General features: G+C 64.6%; 22 protein-coding genes. 21 read left to right on the top strand and 1 reads right to left on the bottom strand.

The genetic code is table 11. From position 1 onward, the window contains the following. Nucleotides 1-3: 3 nt before the first annotated feature. The 17 genes from G5V65_RS02225 to G5V65_RS02305 all read left to right on the top strand — a co-directional run bounded on the left by G5V65_RS02225 (nucleotide 4) and on the right by G5V65_RS02305 (nucleotide 18,292). Complete coding sequence (locus G5V65_RS02225; RefSeq protein WP_165046778.1) at nucleotides 4-780, top strand: ABC transporter permease; 777 nt, start codon at nucleotides 4-6, stop codon at nucleotides 778-780. 12 nt (nucleotides 781-792) lie between these two features. Continuing rightward, entirely contained in the window at nucleotides 793-2,238 is a 1,446-nt protein-coding gene (locus G5V65_RS02230; protein WP_165046779.1) for a cobyric acid synthase, read from the top strand. A 134-nt stretch (nucleotides 2,239-2,372) separates the two neighbouring features. Next, on the top strand, nucleotides 2,373-2,681 hold the full coding sequence (locus G5V65_RS02235) for a BufA1 family periplasmic bufferin-type metallophore (protein ID WP_165046780.1): 309 nt from the start codon (nucleotides 2,373-2,375) through the stop codon (nucleotides 2,679-2,681). 56 nt (nucleotides 2,682-2,737) lie between these two features. Further along, on the top strand, nucleotides 2,738-3,589 hold the full coding sequence (gene bufB / locus G5V65_RS02240; RefSeq protein WP_165046781.1) for an MNIO family bufferin maturase: 852 nt from the start codon (nucleotides 2,738-2,740) through the stop codon (nucleotides 3,587-3,589). After that, entirely contained in the window at nucleotides 3,573-4,349 is a 777-nt protein-coding gene (locus G5V65_RS02245) for an HvfC/BufC N-terminal domain-containing protein (protein WP_165046782.1), read from the top strand. Before bufB ends, G5V65_RS02245 begins: the two co-directional genes overlap by 17 nt. Further along, on the top strand, nucleotides 4,346-4,819 hold the full coding sequence (locus G5V65_RS02250) for a DoxX family protein (RefSeq protein ID WP_165046783.1): 474 nt from the start codon (nucleotides 4,346-4,348) through the stop codon (nucleotides 4,817-4,819). Before G5V65_RS02245 ends, G5V65_RS02250 begins: the two co-directional genes overlap by 4 nt. A gap of 75 nt (nucleotides 4,820-4,894) precedes the next feature. Next, on the top strand, nucleotides 4,895-6,970 hold the full coding sequence (locus G5V65_RS02255; RefSeq protein ID WP_165046784.1) for an oxidoreductase: 2,076 nt from the start codon (nucleotides 4,895-4,897) through the stop codon (nucleotides 6,968-6,970). Then, a complete protein-coding gene (locus tag G5V65_RS02260) occupies nucleotides 6,967-8,490 on the top strand; it encodes a trimethylamine methyltransferase family protein (protein ID WP_165046785.1) in 1,524 nt (507 codons plus the stop codon). Before G5V65_RS02255 ends, G5V65_RS02260 begins: the two co-directional genes overlap by 4 nt. Further along, entirely contained in the window at nucleotides 8,490-10,526 is a 2,037-nt protein-coding gene (locus G5V65_RS02265; protein WP_165046786.1) for a CocE/NonD family hydrolase, read from the top strand. The genes G5V65_RS02260 and G5V65_RS02265 overlap by 1 nt, the downstream gene beginning before the upstream one ends. Nucleotides 10,527-10,544: 18 nt before the next feature. Continuing rightward, nucleotides 10,545-11,495 carry an ABC transporter permease gene (locus G5V65_RS02270; RefSeq protein WP_165046787.1) on the top strand — a complete coding sequence of 317 codons (951 nt, stop codon included), beginning with the start codon at nucleotides 10,545-10,547 and terminating at the stop codon, nucleotides 11,493-11,495. Continuing rightward, nucleotides 11,479-12,354, top strand: coding sequence for an ABC transporter permease (locus G5V65_RS02275; protein ID WP_165046788.1), 876 nt, complete (start codon nucleotides 11,479-11,481; stop codon nucleotides 12,352-12,354). Before G5V65_RS02270 ends, G5V65_RS02275 begins: the two co-directional genes overlap by 17 nt. Next, nucleotides 12,351-13,310, top strand: a complete 960-nt coding sequence (locus G5V65_RS02280; RefSeq protein WP_165046789.1) for an ABC transporter ATP-binding protein — start codon at nucleotides 12,351-12,353, stop codon at nucleotides 13,308-13,310. Before G5V65_RS02275 ends, G5V65_RS02280 begins: the two co-directional genes overlap by 4 nt. Then, nucleotides 13,307-14,296: an oligopeptide/dipeptide ABC transporter ATP-binding protein gene (locus G5V65_RS02285; protein ID WP_165046790.1), complete on the top strand. Its 990-nt coding sequence runs from the start codon at nucleotides 13,307-13,309 to the stop codon at nucleotides 14,294-14,296. The genes G5V65_RS02280 and G5V65_RS02285 overlap by 4 nt, the downstream gene beginning before the upstream one ends. Next, on the top strand, nucleotides 14,280-15,830 hold the full coding sequence (locus G5V65_RS02290) for an ABC transporter substrate-binding protein (RefSeq protein WP_165046791.1): 1,551 nt from the start codon (nucleotides 14,280-14,282) through the stop codon (nucleotides 15,828-15,830). Before G5V65_RS02285 ends, G5V65_RS02290 begins: the two co-directional genes overlap by 17 nt. 45 nt (nucleotides 15,831-15,875) lie before the next feature. Next, complete coding sequence (locus G5V65_RS02295; protein WP_165046792.1) at nucleotides 15,876-16,475, top strand: TetR/AcrR family transcriptional regulator; 600 nt, start codon at nucleotides 15,876-15,878, stop codon at nucleotides 16,473-16,475. A 339-nt stretch (nucleotides 16,476-16,814) separates the two neighbouring features. After that, nucleotides 16,815-17,477, top strand: a complete 663-nt coding sequence (locus tag G5V65_RS02300; protein WP_165046793.1) for a response regulator — start codon at nucleotides 16,815-16,817, stop codon at nucleotides 17,475-17,477. 296 nt (nucleotides 17,478-17,773) lie between these two features. Next, nucleotides 17,774-18,292, top strand: a complete 519-nt coding sequence (locus G5V65_RS02305) for a hypothetical protein (protein WP_165046794.1) — start codon at nucleotides 17,774-17,776, stop codon at nucleotides 18,290-18,292. 6 nt (nucleotides 18,293-18,298) lie between these two features. On the opposite strand, the gene G5V65_RS22605 is transcribed toward G5V65_RS02305, so the two are convergent. After that, the gene (locus tag G5V65_RS22605; RefSeq protein ID WP_277602904.1) at nucleotides 18,299-18,430 is read right to left on the bottom strand and encodes a hypothetical protein; all 132 of its coding nucleotides are present in this window, start codon (nucleotides 18,428-18,430) and stop codon (nucleotides 18,299-18,301) included. Between the two features lie 395 nt (nucleotides 18,431-18,825). Between G5V65_RS22605 and G5V65_RS02310 the strand changes: the two genes are divergently transcribed. The 4 genes from G5V65_RS02310 to G5V65_RS02325 all read left to right on the top strand — a co-directional run bounded on the left by G5V65_RS02310 (nucleotide 18,826) and on the right by G5V65_RS02325 (nucleotide 22,751). Continuing rightward, a complete protein-coding gene (locus G5V65_RS02310; RefSeq protein WP_165046795.1) occupies nucleotides 18,826-19,929 on the top strand; it encodes an ABC transporter substrate-binding protein in 1,104 nt (367 codons plus the stop codon). A 112-nt stretch (nucleotides 19,930-20,041) separates the two neighbouring features. Further along, nucleotides 20,042-20,920 (top strand): ABC transporter permease, encoded by an 879-nt coding sequence (locus G5V65_RS02315; RefSeq protein WP_165046796.1) that lies wholly within the window; start codon nucleotides 20,042-20,044, stop codon nucleotides 20,918-20,920. Then, entirely contained in the window at nucleotides 20,917-21,699 is a 783-nt protein-coding gene (locus G5V65_RS02320; RefSeq protein WP_165046797.1) for an ABC transporter permease, read from the top strand. The genes G5V65_RS02315 and G5V65_RS02320 overlap by 4 nt, the downstream gene beginning before the upstream one ends. Then, complete coding sequence (locus tag G5V65_RS02325; protein WP_165046798.1) at nucleotides 21,699-22,751, top strand: ABC transporter ATP-binding protein; 1,053 nt, start codon at nucleotides 21,699-21,701, stop codon at nucleotides 22,749-22,751. The genes G5V65_RS02320 and G5V65_RS02325 overlap by 1 nt, the downstream gene beginning before the upstream one ends. Nucleotides 22,752-22,755 lie beyond the last annotated feature (4 nt).

Raw genomic sequence — 22,755 nt, forward strand, 5'->3', positions numbered from 1 at the left:
CCGATGCGCGACTGGCTGCAACCCCACCGCATCTTCCTTTGCCTGATCGGCGCGGCGCTGGTTGTCTGGTGCGCAACCCAGATGCGCTGGGACTGGCTGCCGAAATACGCGCCCCTGATGGCCGAAGGCATCTGGCGGACGATCTGGCTGCTGGTTCTGTCCACCGTGCTGGGCATGATGCTTGCCATTCCCCTTGGCCTCGCGCAGGCGGCGGGGCCCTGGTATCTGGCGGCCCCTGCCCGCATCTTCTGCACGGTGATCCGGGGCACGCCGCTTCTGTTGCAGATCTGGCTTCTCTACTACGGGCTGGGTTCGCTTTTCCCGCAGTTTCCGTGGATCCGGCAAAGCGATCTGTGGCCGATCCTGCGGCAGGCCTGGCCCTATGCCCTGCTGGCGCTGACCCTGTCCTATGCGGGATATGAGGGCGAAGTGATGCGCGGGGCCTTCCGTTCCGTGCCGCGCGGCCAGCTGGAGGCGGCGCGCGCCATGGGGATGCCGCGCCACATGATCCTGTGGCGGATCTGGTTGCCGCAGGCGGTGCGCGCCGTATTGCCGACGCTTGGCGGCGAAACCGTGCTGCAGATGAAGGCCACGCCACTGGTGGCCACGATCACGGTGGTGGAGATCTATGCCGTGGCCAGCCGCGTGCGGCAGGACACGTTCATCGTCTATGAACCGCTTCTGCTGCTGGCGCTGGTCTACCTTTGCCTTGCCGGGCTGATCGTGCTTCTTTTCCGCCAGATCGAACGCCGTGGCCCGATGACGCGCCGCGCTGGCTGAAAGACCGACACCATGCCTGCACTCATGATTCAGGGCACCGGCTCCAATGTGGGCAAGTCGCTTCTGGTGGCTGGCCTGTGCCGGGCAGCGCGGCGGCGCGGTCTGAAGGTGATGCCGTTCAAGCCGCAGAACATGTCGAACAATGCCGCCGTCACCGCCGACGGGGGCGAGATCGGGCGCGCGCAGGCCCTGCAGGCGCTGGCCTGCGGTGTTGCCCTCCTCAGCGACATGAATCCCGTATTGCTGAAGCCCGAAACCGGTGTCGGGGCGCAGGTCGTTGTGCAGGGGCAGCGGCGCACATCGACCAGCGCCGCCGACTATGCCTTGCTGAAACCGCGCCTGATGGAGGCGGTCCTGCAAAGCTTTCATCGTCTGCAGGCACAATGCGACCTTGTCCTTGTCGAGGGCGCGGGCAGCCCGGCCGAGGTGAACCTTCGCGCCAATGACATCGCCAATATGGGCTTTGCCCGCGCGGCAGATGTGCCCGTCATTCTGGCGGGCGATATCGACAGGGGCGGCGTGATCGCGCAGATCGTGGGGACGCAGGCGATCCTCGATCCCGAAGATGCCGCCCTGATCGCGGGTTTCCTCGTCAACAAGTTCCGGGGTGACCCCCGTCTGTTCGATGATGGCTACAACCTGATCGAGGCGCGCACGGGATGGTGGGGGTTTGGCGTCATTCCATGGTTCCATGGTGCTGCACGGCTGCCGGCAGAAGACGCGCTGGATCTGGTCGACAATGGAAAGGGCGGCCCGATCAAGGTGGCCTGTCTTGGCCTGTCGCGGATCGCGAATTTCGACGATCTCGATCCGCTGAAGCAGGAACCCGGGCTTGCGGTGCAGATGGTGATGCCGGGGCAGGCGATTCCGGGCGATGCCGTGGTCGTCATCCTGCCGGGCAGCAAATCCACGCGCGGCGATCTGGCCTTCCTGCGCGCCCAGGGCTGGGATGTCGATCTGATGGCCCACAGGCGGCGGGGCGGTCATATCCTTGGCATCTGCGGCGGCTATCAGATGCTGGGCCAGTCTGTCGCCGATCCGGACGGGATCGAAGGGCCGCCGGGCGAAACGGCGGGTCTCGGCTATCTCGATATCCGGACGGTGATGACGAAAGACAAGCGCCTGACCCGATCCTCGGCCCGGCACTGTGCCACCGGGCTGACGGTGACCGGCTATGAGATCCACATCGGGCGCAGCGAGGGCCCCGATTGCGCGAGGCCCTTCGCCATGCTGGAGGGAAGGCCCGAAGGTGCGACCAGCGCGGATGGCCGCGTCACCGGAAGCTATCTTCACGGTCTGTTTACCGATGATGCCTTCCGCGGCGCCTGGCTTGCGGGGCTTGGCGTGCAGGCCTCTGGTCTGTCCTATGCGCAGGGCGTGGAACAGGTGCTGGACGACCTTGCCGACCACCTGGAAGCGCATGTGGACGTCGCTGCAATGCTGGCACTTGCGCGCTGAATCCCGACCGGGCGGCCCTGTCAGACAGCGGACACGACTCCGTGATGGAAGCGGGCTGTAACGCCCCTGCCCCCCTTCGCGAAAGGACAGCCGTGGCCCGGAAGTGGCCCGCTTGTTCTGACATGGAGATACCGATGACCCTTGCGAAAACGACCCTTGGCCTTGGTGCGTCGCTGGCCTGCGCGCTGTCGATGGCCGCTGCGACCGGCGTTCATGCCGAGGAAGGCATGGAGAAGTGCTTTGGCGTGGCCCTGGCTGGCCAGAACGACTGCGCCGCAGGGCCGGGCACGACCTGCGCCGGCACCTCGAAAGTGGACTATCAGGGCAATGCCTGGAAGCTGGTTCCGGCCGGCACCTGCGTGACGATGGAACTGCCCGCCGGTGCCGATGGCATGGCGCGCAGCGGCTCGCTTGAGGAACTGGATCGCGACATTCCCGCCTGAACCGCATCGGTGGGGCGGCCCTGCCGCCCCGCCCCCAGCCAGACCGGATATCGCAGATGAAGACCCTCCCCAAAGCCGCGGGCCTTGGCTTCAAGCCCGACCATTTCGCCGCGATCATGGCCGAACCCCCGGCCCTGGGATTCTTCGAGGTTCACGCCGAGAACTACATGGGAGCGGGCGGGCTGCCGCATGCCCAGCTAGCCGCGATCCGCGCGGATCATGCCCTGTCGCTGCATGGTGTGGGCCTGTCCATTGGCGGGCCGGGTCGCCTGAATGCGGATCATCTGGCCAGGCTGCGGCGCCTGTGCGACCGATATCAGCCGGAAAGCTTTTCCGAACATCTTGCCTGGTCCAGCCATGGCACGGACTATCTGAACGATCTGCTGCCCCTTCCCTATACCGATGAGACGCTCGCGCTTGTCTGCGATCATGTGGACGAGGCGCAGGCTGCCCTTGGCCGCCGGATCCTGATCGAGAACCCTTCCACCTATGTCCTGTTCGAACAATCCGTGATCCCCGAGGTCGATTTCCTGTACGAGATCGCCCGGCGGACGGGCTGTGGCCTGCTTCTGGATGTGAACAACGTCTTTGTCTCATGCACCAATCACCGGACGGATCCGCGCCGTTGGCTTGCCGATTTTCCACTGCATCTGGTGGGCGAGATCCATCTTGGCGGTCACGCCTCGGAGGAGTTGCCTTCAGGCCCGTTCCTGATCGATTCCCATGACAGCGAAGTTGCCGATCCTGTCTGGACGCTCTTCACCGAAGTGATCGCGCGGACAGGCCCGCTTCCGACGCTTGTCGAATGGGACAACGATCTTCCCGACTGGTCCACGCTGCGCGCCGAGGCCGCGCGCGCGCAGCACATTCTTGATCAGGGAGAGCATCACCTTGCCCGGGCTTCCTGATTTCCCCGCGCATGGCACGCTTACCTTTGCCTTTGATGCCGCGCTGAAGGGTGCGCCCCTTCCGGCCGGATTGACCGCCACCGATCCGGCCGAGGCTGAACGCCGCTTCGCCGTCTATCGCAACAACGTGGCAACCAGCCTGATCGAGGCGCTGGCGAGACGCTTTCCCGTCATCCGCCGCCTTGTCGGGGCAGAGTTCTTTGCCGCCATGGCGCGGATCTATGCGGAAGACCATCGCCCGACATCACCTGTCCTTCTGGAATGGGGGCAGAGCTTTCCGGATTTCCTGGCCGGGTTTGCCCCCCTGAAGGGCTATCCCTACATGGCCGACGTGGCCCGCATCGAATATGCGCGGGGATTGGCCTTTCATTCGGCCGATGCGCCCCCGATGGATCCGGTGCGCCTTGCCGGGGCAGATCCATATGCACTGCGGCTGCGGCTTGCACCATCGGTGCGCGTGCTGCACCTCGGCCATCCGGCGGTGTCGATCTGGCTGCAGAATCAGCCCGGCACGGCCCCCGGGACGGTTGCCCCCGCCGGAGCAGAGATCGCCCTGATCCTGCGGGATCGGGCCTTCAACGTGCCTGTGCGCCCTGTGACCGGGGCCGAGGCGCGGATGGTGGAAGGCCTGGGCCGCGGAGAAACCCTGGGTGTGGCGGCAGAGGCGGCGGTTGCCGCAGATCCGGACCACGATCCGCAACCCTTGCTGCTTTACCTGATCGGAAGTGGCGCAATCACAGACCTGCAGGAGACCGAATGATGCTTTCCCTTGTGCGGATCCTCAACACCCGGCTGGACCGCCTGCCGCGCGATGCCGTGACCCTTGCCCTGCGCGTCTTTCCTGCAATGGTCTTCCTTCAATCCGGGCGGACCAAGGTGGAAGGCCTGATCAGCATAAAGCCATCGACCTATTTCCTGTTCGAGAACGAATATGCCCTGCCGCTGATCCCGCCGGATCTTGCCGCCATCCTTGCAACCGCTGCCGAACATGTCCTGCCGGTCCTGCTGATCCTGGGGCTTTTCACCCGTCTTTCCGCGCTGGGCCTGCTTGGCATGACGGCCGTGATTCAGGTCTTTGTCTATCCGGGGGCATGGATCACGCATGGGCTTTGGGCTGCGGCACTGTTGGCGATCATCGCTTTCGGGCCGGGCAGGCTGTCACTGGATCGCCTGATTGGCCTTGATGCGGGAGGGTCAAGCGGGGCCAGGCAGGGAGGGCGGCCCGACTGAAAGGAATGACTTGCCAGACCTTGCGACGCTGATACTATACAACCGTTCAGCAAGGATTCGATGGCAGGAGGGCACATGCCCCGCGACCCGCGATACGACCTTCTCTTCCAGCCCGTGCAGATCGGGCCAAAGGTCGCGCGGAACCGTTTCTTTCAGGTGCCTCATGCCTCGGGGATGACGAACGCCGCGCCGCATGTGCGGGCGGCCTTTCGGGAAACGAAGGCCGAGGGGGGATGGGCGGTCGTGTCGACCGGCGCCTGCTCCATCCATCCCAGTTCCGATGACAGCCCTTTCCCCTGCGCGACGATGTGGGACGCGGCGGATCTGCGGTCTCATGCACTGATGACGGAAGCTGCGCATCGGCACGGGGCACTGGCGGCGATCGAGCTTTGGCATGGCGGCGCGGCGGCGGTGAACCGCACGACGCGCCACGCGCCGCTGTCGCCCTCGGGCGTGCCGTGGATGGCAACGCATGTGGGATTCATGTCCTCGGCGCGACCCAAGGTCATGGACGCGCAGGATATCCGGGATCTGATCCGCTGGCATGCCGAAGCGGCAGTGATGGCGGAACGGGCGGGGTTCGATATCCTCTATGTCTATGCCGGGATGGGCTATCTGCCCTATCAGTTCCTGCTTTCCGACTACAATCATCGCACCGATGACTATGGCGGTTCCGTCCGCAACCGGGTTCGTCTGGTGGAGCAGTTGATCGACGCCGTGCGCGAAGCGACGCATGGCCGATGCGCCGTGGCGCTGCGCATGTCGATGCAGGAACTGCGTGCCCGCCCGTCCGAGACGGCACCGAGCGAAGCGCATGAGGTGATCGGCCATCTGAAGAATGCACCGGACCTGTTCGATGTGAAGATGGACTATTCCGCCACCGACTGCGCCGCCAGCCGTTATACGGCAGAAGGCAGCCACGAGCCGGTTGTCGATTTCCTGAAGACCATCACCGACAAGCCTGTGGTGGGGGTGGGGCGGTTCACCAGCCCCGATACAATGGTTTCGATGGTCAGGCGCGGGGTTCTGGATCTGATCGGCGGCGCGCGGCCTTCGATTGCCGATCCGTTCCTGCCCAAGAAGATCGAGGAAGGCCGGGTCGAGGATATCCGCGAATGCATCGGCTGCAACATGTGCATTTCAAGCTGGCATGACGGCGTCTGGGTGCGCTGCACGCAGAACCCGACGGCAGGCGAGGAATGGCGGCGCGGCTGGCATCCCGAGGTGGTGCGCAAGGACGGCAAGGGGCAGGTTCTGGTGGTGGGTGCTGGGCCTGCGGGACTTGAGGCCGCGCTGACGCTGGCACGGCGGGGGCATCAGGTGGCGCTGGCCGACAGGGCGCGAGAGTTCGGGGGGCGGCTGCGCTGGGAAAGCCGGTTGCCCGGGCTGAACCAGTGGCACCGGGTGGTGGATTACCGGATGGGGCAGTTGCAGAAACTGCCCAACGTGTCGCTTTACCCGGAAAGCGCGTTGTCGGCGGAAGATGTGCGGGATTTCGGGGCCGATCATGTGGTCATCGCCACAGGCGCAAGGTGGCTGCCGCATTTGTGCGGGGCAAATGAACTGCCCTCGGTGCCGCTGGAAGCGCCGCGTGTCTATACACCCGATGACATCGCGGCAGGTGTCGTGCCGGAAGGCCCTGTCGCCGTATTCGACTATGACAACTATTACCTCGGCTCTGCGATTGCAGAGCATCTGGCGGGGCAAGGCCGGGCAGTCACCTACATCACCACGGCAGGCGCGGCGGCGGCCTGGGGGTTCATGACAAATGAACAGCCCCTGGTGCATCAATCCTTTGCGAAGAAGGGCATCGGGCTGCGGACGCTGGAGGTGGTGACAGGGTTCGACGGGGAACGCCTGCATCTTGCGCAGATCTTCAGTGGCGAGGCACGGGAAATGGCGGCGCGGTCGCTGGTGATCGTGGGCTATCGGGCCGGGGGCAGCGCACTGCATGAGGCGCTGGCCGGGACGATGCCGCGCGAAAGGCTGCATCTGACGGGGGATGCGCTGGCGCCGGGGGCGATCGTCCATGCGGTCTATCAGGGGCACAAGACGGCGCGTGAACTGGGGTTGACGGCGGCGGAAGCGGTGCCGCGCCGGGACGCGCCCTTCGCGCCGCGGGATTTCCAGATGCCGGAGGCCGCCGAATGACACGGGTCGAGGGGCGCAGACGGCAGGCCGGCCGCCCCTCGGGCGGGGTTCCGCAACGACCCTTCGGCCAGGTGGAGCGGCGGACCGAATGGGTCCGGGTGATTTCCGATGATCAGGTGGCAGCAATCCATGCGGCGGCGCTGGATGTGCTGGCGCGGCAGGGCATGCGGGTGCTGCATGGTCCGGCGCGCGATCTGTTCGCCGGGGCCGGGGCGCGGGTAGAGGGTGAGACGGTCCGCCTGGACCCGGCGATGGTGGCGGAACGCCTGGCGACGGTGCCGGCCTCTTTCACGCTGGCTGCGCGCAACCCGGCGAAATCGTTGAGGATCGGGGGCGGCCATTGCGTCTATGCCTCGGTCGGGGGGCCGGCCTATGTCATGTGCAATGACAAGGGCCGCCGCGACGGCACCTTCGCCGAGATGTGCGATTTCCTGCGTCTCGTGCAGGGTCTGAACGTCATCCACCAAGAGGGCGGCGGTCCGTTCGAGCCGCTGGACCTGCCCGCGAACACGCGCCATCTGGACATCTACCACGCGCAGATCCGGCATCTGGACAAGAACTGGCAGACCCAGACCCTTGGCCATGCGCGCACCATGGACGGGATCGAGATGGCGGCCATCATGCTGGGGACAACGGTGGACGGGCTGCGCGGGCGGCCCGTTCTGCTGGGGATCATCAACACCAACTCTCCGCTGCAACTTGACGTGCCGATGGCCGAGGGCCTGATCGCGATGGCGGCGCATGGGCAGGTGAATGTGATCACGCCTTTCACCTTGGCTGGGGCGATGGCGCCGGTAACGCTGGCCGGGGCGCTGGTGCTGCAGCATGCCGAGGCGATGGCGGGTATTATCCTCACACAGATCGTGCGGCCGGGCGTGCCGGTGATGTATGGCGGGTTCACGTCGAATGTGGACATGCGGTCCGGTTCGCCTGCCTTCGGCACGCCCGAATATGCCAAGGCGGCGCAGGCATCGGGGCAACTGGCCCGCCATATCGGCGTGCCGTTCCGATCATCCAATGTGACGGCCGCGAATGCGGTGGATGCGCAGGCCGCCTATGAATCGCAGATGGCGCTGTGGGGGGCGTTGACCGGAGGGGCGCATCTTCTGGAACATGCGGCGGGATGGCTGCATGGCGGTCTGACGGCCAGCTTCGAGAAGCTGATCCTCGATGCCGAGATGTTGCAGATGATGGATGCCTGGTTCGAACCGCTGACAACGACCGAGTCCGACCTGGCGCTGGATGCCATTCTGGAGGCAGGGGCGGGCGGGCATTTCTTCGGCACGGCGCATACGATGGAACGCTATGAGCGGGCCTTTCATGCGCCGATGGTGTCGAACTGGGACAACTACCCGAACTGGCTGCAGCGCGGCGGGATCGACGCGCGGGCGCGGGCGAATACGGTCTGGAAAGAGCTTTTGGCGCAGGCCGAGGATCCACCCCTTGATGCCGCAGTGGACGAGGCGCTGAGCGCCTATGTCACGCGGCGCAAGGCCGAAGGCGGGGCACCGATGAACTGATGGCGAAGGGCAGGGGGGCGACGGTTCGGACAGAGTATCCCTACGGGCTAAGGGAGATCGAGAACATCTGGGTGCCGATGCCTGATGGCGTGCGTCTGGCAGGAAGGTTGTGGTTGCCCGAAGGGGCGGGAAAGGTGCCGCTGATCCTGGAATATCTGCCCTATCGCAAGCGTGACGGGACACGGGCGCGGGACGAGAAGATGCATCGCTATCTTGCCCGCCACGGCTATGCCTGCCTGCGGCTGGATATCCGCGGGACAGGAGACAGCGAAGGCATCATCGACGACGAATATTCGGTGCAGGAACAGCTGGATGGCGTCGCCGCGATAGATTGGCTCGCTGCCCAGGAATGGTGCGACGGGCAGGTGGCGATGATCGGCATCAGCTGGGGCGGGTTCAACGGGCTGCAGATCGCCGCCCGCCAGCCGCCCGCGCTGAAGACGATCATCACCGTGGGTTCCACCGACGATCGCTATGCGACCGACATCCACTGGGTCGGCGGTTGCCTGTCGAAGGACAATTTCGATTGGTCCTCGACCATGTTCGCGCATCAGGATCTGCCCCCCGATCCCGCCATCGTGGGCGATGCCTGGCGCGAGATGTGGCAGGCGCGGATGGAGGCGAACACCCCCTGGATCCTGACATGGCTGCGCCACCAGTCGCGCGATGACTACTGGAAGCAGGGATCGGTCTGCGAGGATTTCAGCCGGATCACCATTCCCGTCTACGCGGTGTCGGGTTGGGCCGACAATTACTCGGAAGCGGTGCCACGCCTGTTGGCGGGCCTTTCCGGCCCCCGGCGCGGGTTGATCGGCCCCTGGGCGCATTCCTACCCGCAAGACGTGACCGTTGAACCTGCCATCGGCTGGCTGCAAGAGGTGCTGCGCTGGTGCGATCACTGGATGAAGGGGCGCGATACCGGCATCATGGACGAGCCGCTTCTGCGGGCCTGGATGCAGGACAGCGTGCCACCGAAGACTTGCTATACCGAACGCCCGGGCCGTTGGGTGGCCGAGGATCAGTGGCCATCTTCCCGGATCGAACAGCGGCAACTGCCCCTCGGGGCCGATGGCAGGCTGGGCGCTGACGGGGAGGGCATGGTTTCCATCTGCTCGCCACTTTGGGTCGGTCTGGCCGCGGGCGAGGTGGGGCGCTATGGCAATGACGCGGAATGGGCGCCAGACCAGCGCGAGGATGACGGGGGCTCTCTGGTCTTCGTCACGGAACCTCTGGCAGAGGATCTGGAGATCCTGGGCGCGCCCCAACTGCACCTGACCTTTTCCAGCGACAAGCCGCAGGCGCTGGTTTCGGTGCGGGTCAATGATGTGGCGCCCGGCGGGGCATCCACCCGCGTGGCCATTGGCCATCTGAACCTGTGCCACCGCTTCGGGCATGGCAATCCGCAGGCCCTGATCCCCGGCGAGGTGACCACCGCAACTGTGGATCTGGATGATATCGCGCACCGCTTCCCGGCCGGGCATCGGATCGCGGTATCCATTTCAACGGTCTACTGGCCGATTGCCTGGCCTTCCCCGGAACTGGCAACCCTGACGATCCGGCTGGGCGAGAGTGCGCTGCAACTGCCGATCCGCCCGCCGCAGGCAGGGGATGCAAAGCTGCGCCGCTTCGATCCGGCGGAACAGGCGGATTGCGCCCCGCAGCACGATCTGCCCATCGACCCGGCGCTGCCCGCGATCCGGCGAACCGTCCGGCGTGATCTTCTGTCCGGGGAAAGCGTCGTGGATTTCCCACGCTGGACCTATGCAACCGAAATGCCTGCCATCGGGCAGACGCATCGCGGCACCGGCTATGCCCGCTATCGCATCACCGAGGGCGATCCGCTGAGCGCGCGCTGCGAGACGGGATATACCGTGCAGATCGAGCGCGCCGACACCACGATCCGGCATGAGAGCGAAGGATCCCTCTCCTGTGATGCCACCCATTTCATCGTGGAGATGCGGCTGAGGATTACCGAGAACGGCAGGCCCGTCTTTTCCCGCGACTGGCACGAAAGGATAGCGCGTGATCACATGTAGCAAGCGGGGGGCGGGCTGATGCTGGCCTATGCGATCCGGCGACTGGGGCTTTCGGTCCTGATCCTGATCGTGGTCATGACGGCCATGTATGGCATGGTCTTTCTGGTGCCGGGGGATCCGGCTTCGCTGGCGCTGGGCCCGCGTGCGACGCCGGAACTGAAAGAGGCGCTGCGCGAAAGGATGGGGCTGGATCAACCGATCCTGACGCAGATCCTCTATTTCTTCGGCAATGTGCTGCAGGGCGATCTGGGTGTCGATGTCTGGTCGAGGCGCCCGGTTCTTGACCAGATCCTTGAGGTGTTTCCCAATACGCTGATCCTTGGGATCGTGGCACTGGGTTGGGCGCTGATCATGGGCGTCCTTCTGGGATGTGCGGCCGTGGTCTGGCGCGATTCCTGGGCTGATCGGCTGCTCGGGGTGTTGTCGGTCAGCATGATTTCGGTCCCGTCCTTCGTCGTGGCGCTTTATGCGCTGATCGTCTTCGCTGTCTGGCTGAACTGGTTGCCCGCCATCGGCGCGGGCGAAAAGGGCGACATCGGCAGCCAGATCCGCGCGCTGATCCTGCCCGCCTTCGCGGTGGGGATCGGCTGGGTCGGCTATCTTGCCCGGCTGATCCGCGCCTCGTTGCTTGAGGTGATGGAGGCCCCGCATATCCGCACAGCCCGTGCCTTTGGCATGACAGAGCGCGACATCATCTTCGGTCACGCCCTGCGCGTGGCCATCGTTCCCACCATTTCCGTGCTTGCCATCGGCTTTGGGTCGATCCTGTCGAGCGCGGTTTTCGTCGAAAGCGTGTTCTCGCGTCCGGGTATCGGAACCTTGATCACGGGGGCCGTGGAAAAGCGCAACTATCCGGTCGTGATGGGATGCGTGCTGTTCATGACGGCCTTTTACCTGTTCATCGTGACTGCCGCCGATCTCTTGATTGCGCGGCTTGATCCAAGGGTGCGCGATGTCCTCCGCGGTTGATGGCGCGAATCCGGTGCGGCGCGGCATCGGTCGCGCATTGGTGGCCGACCGGATGGGGCTGGCGGGGCTGGTGCTGGTGGTGGCCTTCCTGATGATGGCCCTGCTGGCGCCGTGGATCGCCCCCTATGATCCCATCGCGCTGGATGTGAAGGCGCGGTTTCAGCCACCATCGGCCCAGCATTGGGCGGGAACGGATCACCTTGGCCGGGATCTGCTGTCACGGATCATCTGGGGTGCGCGGCTGGCTTTGGGGATTGCAATGACCTCGATCGGCATTGCGGGGGCCATCGGGCTGATCCTCGGGCTGATTGCGGGGCATGGGCCGCGCTGGCTGGACGGCATCCTTGTCCTGATCTTCGACAGCATGTCATCCTTGCCGATGATCTTCTTCGCCCTTGCGGTGATCACCGTGCTTGGCCCCGGCACGGCAACCCTGATCTTCGTGATCGTGCTGGTGTCCTTTCCCGCCTATGCGCGCCTGATCCGCACCCAGACGCTTGCCCTGACACAGGCGGATTACATCCTTGCCGAGCGCGCAATGGGGGCCGGATCGGCCCGGATCATCCTGATCCACCTGCTGCCCAATGTCATTGGTCCGCTTGTCATCCTGATCTGCATGGACATCCCGGTTGTCATCATGCTGGAGGCGGGGCTGAGTTACCTCAACCTCGGGGTAAAGCCACCCTCGCCATCCTGGGGAAACATCCTTTCGGAAGGCTACAACGCCCTGCGGCAGGCGCCCCATGTGGTGCTGGTGGCGGGCGTTCCACTGGTTCTGGCGACGCTGGGCTTCACCTTCCTTGGCGAAGGGCTGCGCGACGTCCTCGATCCCCGCGGTGCCGGGCGGAGGTGGGGATGACTGCGATCATCTCGGTCGAGAATCTGTCGATCAGCTATCGGGTGCCGGGGGGAAACCTTCGGGCACTTCGCGATGTATCGCTGTCCGTCGCCCGCGGCGAGGTTCTGGGCATCATGGGCGAAAGCGGCTGCGGGAAATCCACCCTGGCGGCGGCCATGATCAATCTTCTTCCCACGGGCGCCCGGATTTCGGCCGGGGCGGTGCGCCTGGCAGGAACCGACATGCTGCGCCTGTCGCCAGAGGACCAGCGCCGCCTGCGCGGCAGATCCGTCGCCATGGTCTTTCAGGACCCGATGACAGCCTTCAACCCGGTTCTGACGATCGGCCGCCAACTGGCGGATTTCGCCGGTGCCCATGATCCGGCCCGCGCCGCGCCCGCGGCGCTGGCCGCCATGCTGGGCCGCGTCGGCATCCCCGATCCGCAGCGCTGCCTTGACCGCTATCCGCACGAACTTTCGGGCGGCATGCGCCAGCGTGTCGCCATTGCCGCGGCCCTGCTGATGCAACCCGATGTCCTGATCGCGGATGAACCGACAACCGCGCTGGACGTGACGATGGAGGCGCAGATCATCCACCTTCTGCGCGACCTGCGCAGCAGTTTCGACGGGGCCATCGTCATCGTCACCCATCACCTTGGTGTCATCGCCGAACTTTGCGACCGCGTGGCCGTCATGTATGCAGGCCAGGTGGTCGAGGAAGGCCCTGTCGACAGCCTGTTCCACGATCCCCGCCATCCCTATACCCGCGCGTTGCTGGCCTGCGATCCGGCGGTGGTCGATCCTGCCTCGGGGCGCCTGCCTGCCATCGGGGGCAGGATCCCGGATCTGACGGCCCTGCCCGAGGGATGCGCCTTTGCCCCACGCTGCGGCATGGCCCAACCCGCCTGCGCAAGCCCGGTTCCGCGCCACCACCCCGGCCCCGGGCGATCAGTCCTATGCCACGGGGCCGGGCCATGAAGACGGTTCTCGATCTGCGCGATGTTTCGGTCGACCTGCCGCTGGGGGGCTTTCTTTCCCGGGCACGGCTGCCAATCCTTCTGGATGTCTCGCTTGGCATCGCGGCGGGGGAAAGCGTGGCGCTGGTCGGGGAAAGCGGATCGGGCAAGACGACGCTCGCCCGCGCGGTGATGGGGCTTCAGCCCATTTCGCGCGGCACCATGTCACTGGATGACCAGCCCTTGTCGACCGCCGCCGATTTCACCCGCATGCGCCGCCAAGCGGCGATGATGTTCCAGGATGCGACGGCCTCACTCTCGCCGCGGCTGACGGTGGGCTACCTGATCACCGAACCCTTCCGGATTCACGGCCAGCCGCTTGCCGATCCAGAGACGACGGCGCGCGACCTTCTGGCCATGGTCGGGCTTCCGCCCGCCATCGCAGGGCGCTATCCGCATGAATTGTCGGGCGGGCAGGCGCGGCGCATCGGGGTGGCACGCGCGCTTGCCCTGAAGCCGCGGCTGCTGATCGCGGATGAACCGACGGCGGGCCTTGATGTTTCCGTCCAGGCCGAGGTTCTGAACCTGCTGTCGGACCTGCGCCGCGACATGGGCCTTGCCTATCTGATCATCACCCACAACCTTGCCCTTGTCCGCCATGTCGCGGATCGCGTCGTGGTCCTTTATCTGGGCCGCGTGGTGGAACAGGGGCCAACCGCACAGGTCTTTGCCAAGCCCGCCCATCCCTACACCGCCAGCCTGATCGCCGCCGAACCGAAACCGGATCCGCGCCAGCGCCGCGCCGATCTGGCGATCCGGGGCGAGGTGCCATCGGTCCTGCGGCGGCCTTCGGGATGCGAATTCCACGCGCGCTGCCCGCTTGCGCGCGATCTTTGCCGACGGGTGGCGCCCGCCTTGGCCAGCACGGGGCCCGGGCGCATGGCGCGTTGCCATTTCGCCGTGACGACACAACAGGAACAGGGAGAAGAACATGCAGTGGAGAACTGACAGACGTGGTTTTCTGAGAGCGGCAGGCGTCGGGCTGGCCGCAGCGGCAGCGCTGCCCCGCTTTGCCTGGTCCGCCGAGGGCGATACCTTGCGCCTGCGCGTCGGGGCGGATTTCCAGGTGCTCGATCCCTTTGGCATCATCGGGGAACTGGACGACATCATTCCGCGCTGCACCAATGTGACGCTGGTCCGCCTGGGCGACATGCGCGAAGGCAATGAATGGCGGCCATGGGCGGCGGAAAAGCTCGAATGGCTGGATGGCACGCGGCTGGCCTTCACCCTGCGCGAGGGGCTGAAATGGACCGGCGATTTCGGGCCGGTCACCGCGGCGGATGTAAAATTCTCGTTCGAGCGCATCGCAGGATCCGACAGCGCCTGGGCCTATCAGTTCGAGAAGCTGAAGGAGGTGGAGGTGATTGATGACCGCAACGGCATCATCCACCTGACCGAGGCCTTCGCCCCGTTCATCGTGATCGCCCTGCCCTATTACGGGGGCCATATCGTCAGCCAGAAGGCGGTGGAGGCGGCGGGGGGCAGCTATACCACGGAAATTCCTGCGCAATGCGGCCCCTATCTGTTCGACTCTTGGGAACAGAACCAGAAGGTGACGCTGGTCGCCAATCCCGACTGGACGGGCGAGAAACCCGCCTTCTCGCGCGTGGAGTTCTTCATCGTCACCGATGATCAGGCCGCCCAGCTTGCCTATGAGGCCGACGCCTTCGACTTTACCCGCGTGGCCGTCGGCGCGGCGGCGCAGCTCAAATCCGGGCTGCCTGCGGGGGCTGCGATGATCGAGGCGGAGTCCACCCGCTATGCCTGGCTGACGATCAACATGAACGCAGAACCGCTGAAGGACATCCGTGTCCGTCAGGCGATCCAATATGCCTATGATGGCGACGCCGTTCTGGCCGGCGCCTATGATGGGCTTGTGCCCCGGTCTACCGGGGTGGTCCCGCCTTCCTCCGTCTTTGCGCGTCCGTCCAATCTGATTGCGGGGCGTGACGTGGAAAAGGCCAAGGCCCTGCTGGCCGAAGCCGGGGCCGAGGGGATCGAACTGAACCTCTATGCGCTGACCGATGGCACCAGCCAGACCATTGCCCAGATCATCCAGGCGAACATGGCCGAGGCGGGTATCACCATCAACATCCAGCCGGTCGAGGATGCCGCCTATTGGGCGCTGGGCGACAAGACGGCGGGCGAGGATTACAAATCCATCGAACTGGTGCTGATGAACTTTGCCGGTGGCATCGACCCGACCGAAAACCTCGTCTGGTTCCGACCGGATCAGATCGGGATCTATAACTGGTCCTTCTTCGACAGCCCGGAATACGAGGAACTCTATCAGGCGTCGCTGACCGAGCAGGATACCGACAAGCGCCGCGCGATGTTCAACCGGATGGAAGACCTGATGGAGGAGTCGGGCGGATTCATCTTCATCTGCTTCGAACCCTATCTCGCGCTGCATGACGCGGATCTGGTGCCGGTGGTCCTTGCCGACGGCCATCCCGACCCGGTAGCCTTCCGCAAGGCCTGACGGGACTACACACCGGCGAGAGAAGGCGGCCAAAGGAAAGACAGCTTGGCTGAAGCACCGCGCAAGAAGGCCCGCCTCCCCGCCGGGGACCGGCGGGCCCTGCTGGAGGATGCCGCCCGCGCCTGCATGGCGCGCGGCGGTATCCGCGAATTCACCGTCGACAGGATCGTGGCCGAGGCGGGCGTGTCCCGCGGGCTGATCACGCATCATTTCGGTTCGATGGACGGTCTTCTTGTTGCCGTCTATGCCCGCATGTACCGGGAATGGATGGAGGTGATCGAAGCCCCGCGCCCGGGCCTTTCCCGGATCGAGGCCATCATCGAGGCGCTGGTATCGCCGGAACTCTTTGACCGTGATGTCCTGAACATCTGGCTGACGCTGTGGGGCGAGATTTCCAACAACCCCGTCCTGCGCGAGGCGCATCGCCAGCTTTACGGCGATTATCGCGCCACCATTGCGGCGGCCCTGCGCGAGGCGGCGCAGGCGAATGGGCGCGAACTGGATGCCGACACGGTGGCGTCAGCCTTCATCTGCCTTGTGGATGGGTTCGGCGTGCAGCGCTGTGTGGAACCGGCCCTTCTGACCGAGGCCGATGCCCGTGCCGCCTGCCGGGCCTTTCTCGGCCCGCATGTCGGGCCTTTCTGACCGGCGAATCACCTTCCTGACTCGCGATCCCGGGATTGCCGCGTTTTCCCGATTTGCAATTCCCGGTTGAATTGCATCGGCGCTTGCAGGGAAGGGTTGCCTCATTTCCGCCAAGGTTGAATCTGCGCACCGGTCGCACTGTTTCAGAAGCAGAAACGGACATGGCAGAACCCTTGGCATTACAGATGGTTCACCCAGTCAATCATGGCAGAAACATGTCCGAAAGCCGTCAGAATACCGACTTTCGTTTAGACCTAGGTCGAAATTAACTTATCTTAACTTTCGGGGGCATTGGAACGCGGCCGGGAGAACTGGCCCAACTCTGCAAGTAGGACTGACATGCTGAATCTTGTTCTTGTTGATGACCAGCCAATCGTGCTTGCCGGCCTGGTCGAGATCCTGCGCGCCAATCCGCAGTACAAGGTGGCCGGAACCGGTTCCAGCGCGGAAGAGGCGCTTGATCTTGTGCGCGCCAGCGAATGCGATGTGCTGGTCGCCGAACTGAACGTTCCGGGCGACATGATGGACACCATCCGCCGCATCAAGGACGAAAGTCCCGATACACGTGTCCTTGTCTTCACCGCCGCCAACAGCGCCGAAACCTGCGTTCAGGCCCTTTCGGCCGGGGCGACGGGCTTTGTCCTGAAGGGCAGTTCGGGGGCCGATATCTGCTATGCGATCGAAGAGGTGGCGGCAGGCAAGGAGTTCATCTCTTCCTCGCTGGTGACAAAGGTTCTGCGCGAAATGCGCCAGGCCGAACTGCGCAAGGCAGAGCGGGCGACCATCTCATTGAATACGCGCGAGGATCAGGTGATCCGCGAGCTTCTGAATGGCGCATCGAACAAGGAAATCGCCAACAAGCTGAACCTGTCGGACAAGACGGTGAAGCATTACATGACGCAGATCATGCAGAAATTCAACGCACGCAACCGGCTGGAAGTCGTGCTTGAAGTGCAGCGCATGAACGGGATCGGGGAAGGCAACCAGCGCTTCTACGCCTGAGCGCCGCGGAATCCGGCCTGACGGCCGGCTTTCAGGAAAATCACGAGAATGGGGCGGGCCGGAATGGCCCGGACCAAGCCTTGGAAGGGGCCGGAGGGGCTTGTCCCGAAGGATCCGATCCACCCGCCGCGACGGGAAGACACCCGATCAACCGCGCCGTGTGGATGTATATACGAACGGCTGTAATACCACGGAAAGCATGGGAATTCATGCAGATGCGGATAGAATGCAGCCTTGGGTTAACACAGTCTGACAGGCCCGGAAGGCCGTCGATCGTACCGAGAGGAGAGATGCAGATGGCTAGCCGCGCTCAGGATGTCGCAATCTATCTGTCGCACCATTTTCATCATGCCTGGGAAGGCTTTGGCTTCTTTGACCTGCAACGCCTGCTGTATCTGGCGCAGGGTTGGCATCTGGCTTCGGGGCGGGGGGTGCTGTTTTCCGAAAGCATCGGGGCGCATAAGGCGGCGCCGTTGACCTATTCGGTGAAAGGCCTGCTTCCGATGGAGGAAATGCTGCCCCATCCCGACCTTTCGCCACAGGATGAAGAGTTCCTGGACAGTTTCTGCACCACCTATGGTGTGGCAGATCGGGGCGCGGTGCGGCGGCAGGTGGATCGGGAGGATGGCGCCTGGCGGCTGACGCAGCTGATCGGCGGCGAAGGGGCCACGGTGCATCCGCAGCTGATGGAAGCCACCTTCCGGCTGATGCTGCTGGACCATGCCGAATCCGGCCGCCAGCTTCGCAAGAGCCAGATCATCTCGCAAAAACAACGCTTTGCGGGCGGCAACGTGGTGGCGTTCCGGGGCCGATAAGGCCGCTCAGGCGGCCTTGGCGAGGGCGTGGGGGAAGGGTTTCCAGTCGAAGGCGTAGTAGCCATACATCTGGTCAAGCGCCGCGAGGGCGGCGGCGCGGGCCTTGGCTTCGGGGACCAGTCTTTTCACGTTCGGCATCTTCATTCTCCTTTACGTCCAGAGAGTTAGGCCCTGAGGGGCCGCGCCGAAACCCGTTAATTCGCAAAGGCGCCATGCGGCACATGCAAGGCTGGGCCATGGCAGCAGCCGGTGCAGCCCGTCAGTGCAGCAGCCTGTGCATACGCACGCTGCACGCAGGTTCCGGTAACCTTCCCTTACGTCACCTTGCCAGAACCTCCTGTCAGTTTCGTTTCAGCCCCGCGAGAAGCGGAAAAATTGTTACAAACCCGTGCGACTACGCTTGCTGAGTCGGCATTGTCGCCATTAGCGTGGGTCACGGTCCTGGACCGTCCCCCGCATCGGCGATGGGGAACCGCACAGCCAAGGGCGTGTGGCCGGGTCAGGGCGCGAAACACGAACGGGGAGACGTTCAGATGAAGATTCGTAACATGCTGTTTGCCTCGGCAAGCATTGCCGGGATGCTGGTGGCACCGATTGCCCATGCACAGTCGATGGAAGAGCTGGAGGCCGCCGCAAAGGCCGAAGGCATGCTGTCCACCATCGCCCTGCCGCATGACTGGTGCGGCTATGGCAATGTGATCGCCGGGTTCAAGGCCAAGTATCCCGAGATCACCGTGAACGAGCTGAACCCCGATGCGGGTTCGGCGGACGAGCTTGAGGCCGTGAAGGCCAACAAGGACAACAAGGGCCCGCAGGCACCCGACGTTCTGGATGTGGGCCTTGCCTTCGGCCCGCAGGCCAAGGCGGAAGGCCTGACCCAGGCCTACAAGGTTGCCACCTGGGACGAGATCCCCGAGAACATCAAGGATCCGGATGGCCACTGGTATGCCGACTATTACGGCGTGATGTCCTTCCTGGTGAACAAGGACATCGTCGAGAACGTGCCGCAGGACTGGGCCGATCTGCTGAAGCCGGAATATGCGGGCATGGTGTCACTGGCCGGTGATCCGCGCGCCTCGAACCAGGCGATCCTGGGCGTTCTGGCGGCGGGCATGTCGACCGGCGCCGCGCCGGGCGAGGCTGCGGGCAAGGCGGGCCTTGAGTTCTTCAAGGCGCTGAACGATGCGGGCAACTTCGTGCCGGTCATCGGCAAGGCGGGCACGCTGGCGCAGGGCACCACGCCCATCGTCATCATGTGGGACTACAACGCCCTGTCGGCGCGCGACACGCTGGCGGGCAACCCGCCGGTCGAGGTGGTGGTGCCGAAATCGGGCGTTCTGGCCGGTGTCTATGTGCAGGCCATTTCCGCCTATGCGCCGCAGCCGAACGCAGCGAAACTGTGGATGGAATACCTGTATTCGGACGAGGGCCAGCTTGGCTGGCTGGCGGGCTACTGCCACCCGGCCCGGTTCAACGCCATGGCCGCTGCCGGCAAGATCCCGCAGGATCTGATGGATGCGCTGCCCCCGGCAGAGGCCTATGAGGCCGCCTATTTCCCGACGCTGGAAGAGGTGGACGCGAACAAGGCCGCCGTTGTCGGCGGCTGGGATGCCGTTGTCGGCGCCAATGTCGAATAAGGGCTGATGGCCCGGACGCCCGCCCCCTTTGCCGGGGGCGGGCGTTTTGTGTTACGCAAGATCAACGGGGCCGGAAAGCGCCCCGAGGAAACGGAACCGACAGGGGAACAGGATGGCCGATGACCGACCCGCGCAAGGGCCGCGCTTTCGCTGGCCGGTGGAATGGCTGGGCATCCTGCCCTTTGCTGTCTTTGCGGTTCTGTTCCTGATCCTGCCGACGATGAAGATCGTCGTCGGCGCGTTCCAGACGCCCGAGGGCGGTTTCACCTTTCAGAACATCATCGAGTTGAACACAGACTCGATCCGGTCGGCCTACTGGACCTCGATCAAGCTGTCTTTCGTGACGGCGCTGCTGGGCTGTGCAGTGGGCTTTGCCATGGCGGCGGCGGTGGTCTTTGGCGGGCTGCCCAAGGGGATACGGTCGCCCCTGCTGACATTTTCGGGGGTGGCATCGAATTTCGCGGGCGTGCCGCTGGCCTTCGCCTTTATCGCGACGCTGGGGCCTGTGGGCCTTGTGACGGTGTGGCTGCGGACGGAGTTCGGGATCAACCTGCGGGCGATGGGGTTCAACCTGCTGTCCTTCTGGGGGCTGGTGATCACCTATCTGTTCTTCCAGATCCCGCTGATGATCCTGATCATCACCCCCGCGCTGGACGGGTTGAAGCGGGAATGGCGTGAGGCGGCGGCGGTCTTGGGCGCGACGGGCGTGCAGTATTGGCGGATGGTGGCGCTGCCCATCCTGTTTCCGTCGATCCTGGGGACATTCGCGCTGCTGTTCGCCAATGCCTTTGGCGCAGTGGCGACGGCCTTCGCGCTGACGGGGCCGCAGTTGAACATCGTGCCGATCAAGCTGTTCGCGCAGATCCGGGGGGATGTGCTGGGCAACCCCAACCTGGGCTATGCGCTGGCCTTCGGGATGATCGTGATCACGGCGGCGGCGAATTTCCTTTATATCTGGCTGCGCGTGCGGTCGGAAAGGTGGCTGAAATGATGCGCCTTGTCGCCTGGGGCACGCTGGTTCTGGGGTGCCTGTATTTCCTGCTGCCGCTGCTGGGGATGACCGAGTTCAGCCTGAAGATGCGGCGGGGGGAATATTCCCTTGACGCCTATCGCGTGGTCTTTGCCGATCCGCGGTTCTGGGAAACCTTCGGCTATTCGCTGGCGCTGTCGGCGGCGACGATCGTGGTGGGCGTGGTGCTGGTGGTGCCGACGGCCTATTGGGTGCGGCTGCGCCTGCCGCAGGCGCGGCCCTTCGTGGAATTCGTGACGCTGCTGCCGCTGGTGATTCCGGCGATCGTGATCGTGTTCGGCTATATCCGGCTTTACAACACATCCAGCTTCCTGCCGCTGACGGGATCGGCCTTTGGCACGGATATCCTCTTGACGATGGGATATGCGACGCTGGCGCTGCCCTACATGTATCGCAGCGTCGATACCGGGTTGCGGACGATTGATGTGGGCGTGCTGACGGAGGCGGCGCAGAGCCTTGGCGCGGGGTGGTTTACCATCCTGGCGCGGATCATCCTGCCCAATGTGATGGTGGCGGTGCTGTCGGGGGCCTTTCTGACGCTGGCCATCGTGATGGGGGAATTCACCATGGCGGCGCTGCTGAACCGCCCGGCCTTCGGGCCCTATATGCAGCTTCTGGGGGCGAACCGCGCCTATGAGCCGCCCGCGTTGGCCGTGATCGCCTTTGCCATCACCTGGGGCTGCATGGGGCTGATGCAGCTTGTGACCCGATTTGCCAAACATGAAAGGGCGAAGGCCTGATGTCCTTCCTGAACCTGTCTCATCTGGAAAAGTCCTTTGGCGCGAACCGCGTGGTGAAGGATTTCAACCTTGCGGTGGAGAAGGGGGAGTTCATCTCGCTGCTCGGCCCTTCGGGGTGCGGCAAGACGACCGTGCTGCGGATGGTGGCGGGGTTCGAGGTGCCGACATCCGGGGGCATCGTGATCGACGGGCAGGATGTGACGGGGCTGAAGGCGAACCAGCGGAATATCGGGATGATGTTTCAGGCCTATGCGCTGTTCCCGAACCTGACGGTGGCGGAGAATGTGGCCTTTGGCCTGAAGGTGAAGGGGGTTGCGAAGGACAGGCGCGATGCGCGGGTGGCCGAGATGCTGCGCCTGATCGGGCTGCCGGAGATGGGGGGGCGGTATCCGTTCCAGCTGTCGGGCGGGCAGCAGCAGCGGGTGGCCCTGGCGCGGGCGCTGGCGCCGAGCCCGCGGGTGCTGTTGCTGGATGAGCCGTTGAGCGCGCTGGACGCGAAGGTGCGGGTTTCGTTGCGGAACGAGATACGGGAAATCCAGCGGGAGTTGGGGATCACCACGATCTTCGTGACGCATGACCAGGAAGAGGCGCTGTCCATGTCGGATCGCGTGGTGGTGATGAATGGCGGGATCGCGGAACAGGTGGGCGCGCCGTTCGAGGTGTATAACCGGCCCGCGACGCGGTTTGTGGCGACCTTTGTGGGGACGCTGAACATCTTTGACGGCAAGGTGACAGGGCCGGAGACGGCGGAAGTTGCCGGGGTTCCGGTGCGGCTGGCCGAGCCGGTGGCGGTGGCGCAGGGGGCGCGGCTGTCGCTGGCGCTGCGGCCCGAGGCGGTGCATCTGGGTCGCAAGGAGGGGGCAGAGGTGGTGCTGCCCGCGGTGATCCAGGGCGTGGAGTTCCTGGGATCCATCATCCGCGTCAGGGCCGAGGTGGCGGGCAGCGTGGTGGCGCTGGACACGTTCAACCGATCCGACGCGCCGCCGCCCGCCATCGGCACGCAGGCCGAGGTCAGCCTTTCGGGGCGTGACCTGATCGTGTTGCAGGACTGACCCG

The sequence above is a fragment of the Paragemmobacter kunshanensis genome (assembly GCF_011059185.1).
In the GTDB taxonomy this organism is placed as follows: domain Bacteria; phylum Pseudomonadota; class Alphaproteobacteria; order Rhodobacterales; family Rhodobacteraceae; genus Paragemmobacter; species Paragemmobacter kunshanensis.

What these genes read in the sequence shown, in the direction of transcription:
- G5V65_RS02315 (WP_165046796.1), top strand. Translation starts at nt 20,042, where the DNA reads ATGGCCGATGACCGACCCGCGCAAGGGCCGCGCTTTCGCTGGCCGGTG.
- bufB (WP_165046781.1), top strand. Translation starts at nt 2,738, where the DNA reads ATGAAGACCCTCCCCAAAGCCGCGGGCCTTGGCTTCAAGCCCGACCAT.
- G5V65_RS02300 (WP_165046793.1), top strand. Translation starts at nt 16,815, where the DNA reads ATGCTGAATCTTGTTCTTGTTGATGACCAGCCAATCGTGCTTGCCGGC.
- G5V65_RS02290 (WP_165046791.1), top strand. Translation starts at nt 14,280, where the DNA reads ATGCAGTGGAGAACTGACAGACGTGGTTTTCTGAGAGCGGCAGGCGTC.
- G5V65_RS02310 (WP_165046795.1), top strand. Translation starts at nt 18,826, where the DNA reads ATGAAGATTCGTAACATGCTGTTTGCCTCGGCAAGCATTGCCGGGATG.
- G5V65_RS02225 (WP_165046778.1), top strand. Translation starts at nt 4, where the DNA reads ATGCGCGACTGGCTGCAACCCCACCGCATCTTCCTTTGCCTGATCGGC.
- G5V65_RS02305 (WP_165046794.1), top strand. Translation starts at nt 17,774, where the DNA reads ATGGCTAGCCGCGCTCAGGATGTCGCAATCTATCTGTCGCACCATTTT.
- G5V65_RS02325 (WP_165046798.1), top strand. Translation starts at nt 21,699, where the DNA reads ATGTCCTTCCTGAACCTGTCTCATCTGGAAAAGTCCTTTGGCGCGAAC.
- G5V65_RS02250 (WP_165046783.1), top strand. Translation starts at nt 4,346, where the DNA reads ATGATGCTTTCCCTTGTGCGGATCCTCAACACCCGGCTGGACCGCCTG.
- G5V65_RS02265 (WP_165046786.1), top strand. Translation starts at nt 8,490, where the DNA reads ATGGCGAAGGGCAGGGGGGCGACGGTTCGGACAGAGTATCCCTACGGG.
- G5V65_RS02255 (WP_165046784.1), top strand. Translation starts at nt 4,895, where the DNA reads ATGCCCCGCGACCCGCGATACGACCTTCTCTTCCAGCCCGTGCAGATC.
- G5V65_RS02230 (WP_165046779.1), top strand. Translation starts at nt 793, where the DNA reads ATGCCTGCACTCATGATTCAGGGCACCGGCTCCAATGTGGGCAAGTCG.
- G5V65_RS22605 (WP_277602904.1), bottom strand. Translation starts at nt 18,430, where the DNA reads ATGCCGAACGTGAAAAGACTGGTCCCCGAAGCCAAGGCCCGCGCCGCC.
- G5V65_RS02285 (WP_165046790.1), top strand. Translation starts at nt 13,307, where the DNA reads ATGAAGACGGTTCTCGATCTGCGCGATGTTTCGGTCGACCTGCCGCTG.
- G5V65_RS02270 (WP_165046787.1), top strand. Translation starts at nt 10,545, where the DNA reads ATGCTGGCCTATGCGATCCGGCGACTGGGGCTTTCGGTCCTGATCCTG.
- G5V65_RS02320 (WP_165046797.1), top strand. Translation starts at nt 20,917, where the DNA reads ATGATGCGCCTTGTCGCCTGGGGCACGCTGGTTCTGGGGTGCCTGTAT.
- G5V65_RS02235 (WP_165046780.1), top strand. Translation starts at nt 2,373, where the DNA reads ATGACCCTTGCGAAAACGACCCTTGGCCTTGGTGCGTCGCTGGCCTGC.
- G5V65_RS02260 (WP_165046785.1), top strand. Translation starts at nt 6,967, where the DNA reads ATGACACGGGTCGAGGGGCGCAGACGGCAGGCCGGCCGCCCCTCGGGC.
- G5V65_RS02280 (WP_165046789.1), top strand. Translation starts at nt 12,351, where the DNA reads ATGACTGCGATCATCTCGGTCGAGAATCTGTCGATCAGCTATCGGGTG.
- G5V65_RS02275 (WP_165046788.1), top strand. Translation starts at nt 11,479, where the DNA reads ATGTCCTCCGCGGTTGATGGCGCGAATCCGGTGCGGCGCGGCATCGGT.